5 protein-coding genes and 1 riboswitch are annotated in these 6,130 nt (G+C 68.8%); of the genes, 4 read left to right on the plus strand and 1 reads right to left on the minus strand.

Annotation, left to right across the window (positions count from 1 at the left end; all coding sequences use genetic code 11):
- Positions 1-5: 5 nt before the first annotated feature.
- Positions 6-803, minus strand: coding sequence for a tyrosine-protein phosphatase (locus O3Q52_RS18325; protein WP_269649855.1), 798 nt, complete (start codon positions 801-803; stop codon positions 6-8).
- A gap of 170 nt (positions 804-973) precedes the next feature.
- On the opposite strand from O3Q52_RS18325, the gene O3Q52_RS18330 reads away from it, so the two are divergent.
- From O3Q52_RS18330 to O3Q52_RS18345, 4 genes are all read left to right on the plus strand, one after another.
- Entirely contained in the window at positions 974-3,055 is a 2,082-nt protein-coding gene (locus O3Q52_RS18330) for an alpha-galactosidase (RefSeq protein ID WP_269649856.1), read from the plus strand.
- 295 nt (positions 3,056-3,350) lie between these two features.
- Positions 3,351-3,515, plus strand: a riboswitch (cyclic di-AMP (ydaO/yuaA leader).
- A 4-nt stretch (positions 3,516-3,519) separates the two neighbouring features.
- The gene (locus O3Q52_RS18335) at positions 3,520-4,458 is read left to right on the plus strand and encodes a LysM peptidoglycan-binding domain-containing M23 family metallopeptidase (protein ID WP_269649857.1); all 939 of its coding nucleotides are present in this window, start codon (positions 3,520-3,522) and stop codon (positions 4,456-4,458) included.
- 196 nt (positions 4,459-4,654) lie between these two features.
- Positions 4,655-5,374, plus strand: a complete 720-nt coding sequence (locus tag O3Q52_RS18340; protein WP_269649858.1) for a DUF6250 domain-containing protein — start codon at positions 4,655-4,657, stop codon at positions 5,372-5,374.
- A gap of 146 nt (positions 5,375-5,520) precedes the next feature.
- Positions 5,521-6,130 (plus strand): SGNH/GDSL hydrolase family protein (locus O3Q52_RS18345; protein ID WP_269649859.1); only part of this gene is annotated, 610 nt, incomplete at its 3' end.

Raw genomic sequence — 6,130 nt, forward strand, 5'->3', positions numbered from 1 at the left:
GCCGGTCAGTCGAGGAACCGCTCCCGCAGCCGCTCACGGACCTCGGGAGTCACGCCCAGGCCCTGCTCCAGATACGTGTCCACCCCGCCCCACTTCTCCTCGATGGTGTCGAACGCCGCCTCCAGATACTCGGCGCGCGCGTCGAAGAGGGGGCTGAGAAGCTCCATCACCTCGGGTGAGTACGCCGAGGCGGAGGACTTGCTGCGGTGCACCTTGTAGCGGCGGTGCGTCGCGTTCGACTCCAGGTAGTCCGCGACGATGGCCTCGCGCTCGACGCCGAGGGCGAGCAGGGTGATGGCGATGGAGATGCCGGCGCGGTCCTTGCCCGCCGCACAGTGCATCAGGGCGGGGACGCCGTCCTCGGCCATCGAGTGCAGCACCTGGCGGTGCTCGGTCGTGCGCTCCTGGATTATCGCGCGGTAGGAACGGATCATCCGGTCCGCCGCCTTGCCGTCCCCGAGGATCGAGCGCAACTGGTCGATGTCGCCGTCGCGGACCATCGTCCAGAACTCGGCGCCGTGCGCCGGGTCGGTCAGCGGAAGATTCACGTTCCGCACACCCGGCAGCTCGACGTCGGGCCCTTCGAGCTTCTGGTCGGCGGCGTTGCGGAAGTCGAAGATCGTGTGCAGGCCCAGGGACGAGAGGAACTCGGCGTCCGACTCCGTCGCGTGCGCGAGATGGCCGCTGCGGAACAGCCGTCCGTACGCCACGCGCCGGCCGTCCACCGTCGGCAGGCCGCCCACATCACGGAAGTTGCGCACTCCAGCCAGCTCGGGCTCGGTCGACGGGACCTGCTGCGTCACGGGGGCTCCTCCCATTCGGCTGCCGACGCGGCTCGTCGGCGAAGTGCGTTTCTCGACGATACGACATCGATTCGTAGGCCAATGAGTTGTCCACAGGCGTTGCCGGGGAGGCACCCGGCCCATAATGATGTTGATGATTGAGCGTGCCTGTTCGGATCTGTGAGGGTTTGATGTTGGAGATCGGCGAAGACGGTCGTACGTGGCTTCTTTCGGGCCCGGCGAGCAGTTATGCCCTGCGGCTCGGCGAGGACGACGCGCTGCTGCATCTGCACTGGGGTCCGCGTATCGCGCTCGCCGACGCCGAGGCACTCGCCGCCGGCCCGGGGCCGGAGTACTGGGCCTTCGAGGCCACCCTCGACGGGCACGAGGAGTACCCGGTGGAGGGCGGCCCCCGGTTCGTGCGGCCCGCCCTGTCCGTGCGGACGGACGAGCGGCGCGGCACCGAGTGGAGCTTCGAGACGTACGAGGCGGACGGCGACGAGCTGCGGCTGCGGTTCTCCGACTCCGGGCTCGGGATCACGCTGCACTACCGGATGCGGGCCGGGACCGACGTCGTCGAGCGGTGGGTGACCCTCGCCAACGAAGGGCCCGCCCTGGAGGTGCTGCGCGCCGACTCCGCGGCCTGGACGCTGCCGCACCGCGACGGCTGGCGGCTGTCCCAGCTGCACGGGCGGTGGGCGGCCGAGTCCCGGCTCGTACGCTCCGAACTCACCTACGGTGAGAAGGTCATCGGCAGCCGGCGCGGGCACACCTCGCACCAGCACCTGCCCTGGGTCGCCCTGGACCCCGACGGAGCGGCCACCGAGGAGCGGGGCGAGGTCTACGGGTGCGCCCTCGCCTGGTCGGGCACCTGGCGGATCGCCGTGGCCCAACTCCCGGACGCGCGCGTGCAGATCACCGGCGGGGTCGGGTACGACGACTCGGGGCTGCTGCGGCTGGAGCCGGGGGAGAGCTTCGTCACACCCGTCTTCGCGGGGCTGTGGAGCGACGGCGGATTCGGCGGCGCGAGCCGTGCCTGGCACGCCTACCAGCGCGCCTATGTGATCCCGGACGCGGACGAGCACCGGCCGGTGCTCTACAACTCCTGGGAGGCCACGGAGTTCGACATCTCCGAGGAACAGCAGGGGGCGCTCGCGCGGCGGGCCGCCGCCATGGGGGTCGAGCTGTTCGTGGTCGACGACGGCTGGTTCGGGGCGCGCACCAGTGACCGGGCCGGGCTCGGCGACTGGACGCCCAACCCCGACCGCTTCCCGGCGGGCCTCAAGCCCCTCGCCGACGAGGTGCACGCGCTGGGGATGCAGTTCGGGATCTGGGTCGAGCCCGAGATGGTCAACCCGGACAGCGAGCTGTATCGCGCGCACCCCGACTGGGTGCAGTTCCAACCGGGACGAAAGAGGTCGGAGCTGCGCAATCAGCTCGTATTGAACCTCGCCCGCGAGGACGTCCAGGAGTACCTCTGGGAGCAGCTCGACATGCTGCTCTCCAGTGCGCCGATCGACTATGTGAAGTGGGACTTCAACCGCTGCTTCACCGACGCGGGGTGGCCCGGCGAGGCCTACCCGCAGCGGCTCTGGGTGGACCATGTGCACGCCCTGTACCGCCTCCTGGACCGGCTGAGGGAGGCCCACCCGGGCGTCGCCTTCGAGTCCTGCTCGGGCGGCGGCGGCCGTATCGACCTCGGGATCATGGCGCGTACGGACCAGGTGTGGACCTCGGACAACACCGACCCGCTCGACCGGCTCGCCATCCAGCACGGCTTCACTCAGGTGCATCCCGCGCGGACCATGGCGGCCTGGGTCACCGACAGCCCGAACGTCCAGCTCAACGGCCGCGTCAGTTCGTTGCGCTTCCGCTTCGTGAGCGCGATGGCCGGAGTGCTCGGTGTCGGCGGCGACCTGACCCGGTGGAGCGACGAGGAACTGGCCGAGGCGCGGACGTGGGTGGAGCTCTACAAGGAGATCCGGCCCGTCGTGCAGGGCGGGGACCTCCACCGGCTGCGGGCGCCGGAGGGCGGACTGAGCGCCGTGCAGTACTCGCGTGACGGCGAGGTCGTGGTCCTCGCCTGGCTCCAGGCCCAGCACTACGGTGAGCCGGTCGCTCCGGTGCGGCTGCGGGGGCTCGACCCGACAGCGGTGTACGAATGCCTCGAAACGGGCGAAGTCCACCGAGGTGCGGTGCTGTTGCATCACGGGTTGCGGACGGGGCTGCACGGTGACCTTGATGCGGCAGTTTTCCGCCTGCGTCGCATGTGACTGTTGTGTCCGTAATGGAGCCTTAGTTCCAACTCGCTCTGGAATAAAGGCTCCTGGAACGGCACTCCGTGAGCAGCGTCATATTCGTGACGGTCCGCTGTCGCCATGTTCACGTAATTCGGCTGCGTTTTCAGGGATTTAACAAAGGGGGAAGATCCCTGATTTACGCAGCGTGACCGTCATTTCGGTCAGGGATCAAGAGAACGGGGCACACAGGAAACCCCAAAGGTTGTTCCTGCGTCTTCATGTCGCTTACGTTCGCCATCAATCCGGACGGACGCCCAATCCTGCCGCCGCCCGGAATCCGCTCACCCACCCGTACACGGCAGGAGCGGGGGACCCACAGGTAGAACGCCTGTTCCGGTCTCCGGAACGGCTAGGGGTTAAGTCGTGCGCAAACACGGCCGGGCATCTCCAGCTCGCACCCGACAGCTCACCTCGCAGGCGCCGGAGAGGAATTCGTCATGCCCGCGAAGGGTAAGCACCGCCGTCCCAAGTCCCAGCGTTTCACCCGCTCCATAGCCGTCGCCGGAACCGGTGGCGCCGCGCTGGCCCTTCCGCTGCTCGGTGCGACCGGAGCGCACGCCGCGACTCCGCAGTCCGCCGCCGATTCCGTGGCGAGCGTCTCGAATGTCGCGAGTAAGGCCGCCGAATCGGCGCCTGCCGCCGCCGACAAGAAGGCCGAGGCGAAGAAGGCCGAGGCGAAGAAGGCCGCGGCCAAGACCTATTCCGTGCGTGCGGGCGACTCCCTGTCGAAGATCGCCGACACACAGGACGTCAGCGGTGGCTGGAAGAAGCTGTACGAGGACAACCGCAAGGCGATCGGCGGTGACCCGGCGCTGATCCACCCGGGCCTGAAGCTGTCGATCGGCAAGGCCGCCGCCTCCTCGGACTCCGGCTCCGACTCCGGTGCCTCCAAGGCCACCGAGTCGTCCGCGAAGAAGGCTGCGGCTCCCAAGGCTGCGGCTCCCAAGGCCGCGTCCGAAGCCAGTGCCGCCGGCTTCACGCTGCCGGTCGCGGGCGCGGGCGTCGGCACCCCGTACAAGATGTCGGGCAGCATGTGGTCCAGCGGTTACCACACCGGCGTCGACTTCGTGGTCCCGACCGGCACGTCCCTCAAGTCCGTCGGCGCGGGCACGGTCGTCTCGGCCGGCTGGGCCGGCGCGTACGGCAACCAGGTCGTCATCAAGCTCGACGACGGCCGCTACGCCCAGTACGCCCACCAGTCCTCCCTCTCCGTCTCGGCCGGACAGACCGTGTCCGAGGGTCAGCAGGTCGGCCTCTCCGGCGCGACGGGCAACGTCACCGGCCCGCACCTGCACTTCGAGATCCGCACCACCCCCGACTACGGCTCGGACGTGGACCCGCTGGCGTACCTGCGTGGCAAGGGCGTCTCCGTCTGACCCGACGCCAGGCACGCCCGCACGGCGTACCACTCCGCTCGTCTCCGAAGGCCGGACCCTGTGATCCCCGGGGTCCGGCCTTCGGTGTTTCGGTTCTGTGGCATGGCCGGGCGATGTGTCGACAGGGGTGCGGAAGCCGGGACACAGTGATCTCCGCAAGCGCTTTCTATGCGCCTTTCATGCCTTGGAGGTCTTCATGACGACCACACGCAGAGCATTCGGAGCCCTGGCCACCGGTGCCGCACCCGCTGCGCTCGTCCCCACGCAGACGGCGAGCGCGGCAGCCCGGCACCGTCCGGGGCGGCTCATCGCCCGCGACGACTTCCGGCACGGCCTCGGCCAGTGGGTGACGGAACTGCAGGACGGCGGCAGTGTCACCGCCTCCCGGGGAGTCCTGGAGATAGATGTGCCGAGCGGCGCGACGGTCTGGTTCAAGCGAAAGCTGCGAGGGCCGTACGTCCTGGAGTACACCGCCACACCGGTCTCGGCGGGCGGCGCCAACGACCGGGTCTCGGACCTCAACAACTTCTGGAACGCCACGGACGTCCGCTCCCCGGAGGACCTCTTCGCCACGCAGCGGGGCGGCGCGCTCGACGAGTACGACCACCTCACGACGTACTACGCCGGATACGGCGCCAACACCAACACCACGACCAGGCTGCGCCGTTACGTCGGTGAGGCGGGCGTCCGACCCCTCGTCTTCGACTACACCGAGCCGCTGCTCACGGCGAACGAACCCAACCGTGTCCGGATCGTCTCGAACGGCTCGACGGTCCAGTGGTGGGACAACGGACGGCTCGTCTTCGACTTCGTGGACCAAGAGCCGTACACGAGCGGCAACTTCGCGTTCCGGACCGTGTGGAGTCACTTCAGGATCACGGACTTCCGGGTGCGGGAGCTGCGACAACGTGCCTGATCGAGCCCCTTATTCCGGGATTGACCAACACTTGACGAGTGGCTTATCTCACCGCCCGTCAACCCCTTCCTACGGTCGCGTAGCTCACACCCGAAGGTGAATCATGGCCCGATGTGGCAGACGATTCGAAGAATGACAACAGATCAGTGATCGGGTCGTACGTGGCGGTGGGGGACAGCTTCACCGAGGGCGTCGGCGACCTTGGCCCGGACGGGGCGTTCGTCGGCTGGGCCGACCGGTTCGCGGTGCTTCTCGCGGACCGCCGGCCCGAGGGCGACTTCGACTACACCAACCTCGCCGTCCGCGGGAAACTCCTCGACCAGATCGTCGAGGACCAGTTGACGCGCGCGAAGGAGCTCGCGCCGGACCTGGTCTCCTTCTGTGCGGGCGGCAACGACATCATCCGGCCGGGCACCGACCCCGACGAGGTCGCGGAGCGCTTCGAGCGCGCCGTCGCGGACCTCACCTCGGCCGTCGGGACGGTCCTCGTGACCACCGGCTTCGACACCCGTGGCGTACCCGTGCTCAAGCACATGCGCGGCAAGATCGCCACGTACAACCTCCATATCCGGGCCATCGCCGACCGGTACGGCTGTCCCGTGCTCGACCTGTGGTCCCTCAAGACCATCCAGGACCGGCGGGCCTGGGACGGCGACCGGCTCCATCTGTCGCCCGAGGGGCACACGCGTCGACTACCAGGCGTTTCCCCGGCTCGCGGCCTTCGCCGAGGTCGCCTGGAGTGCACTGCCCGACCCC

Source organism: Streptomyces sp. ActVer (genome assembly GCF_027270795.1).
GTDB lineage: Bacteria > Actinomycetota > Actinomycetes > Streptomycetales > Streptomycetaceae > Streptomyces > Streptomyces umbrinus_A.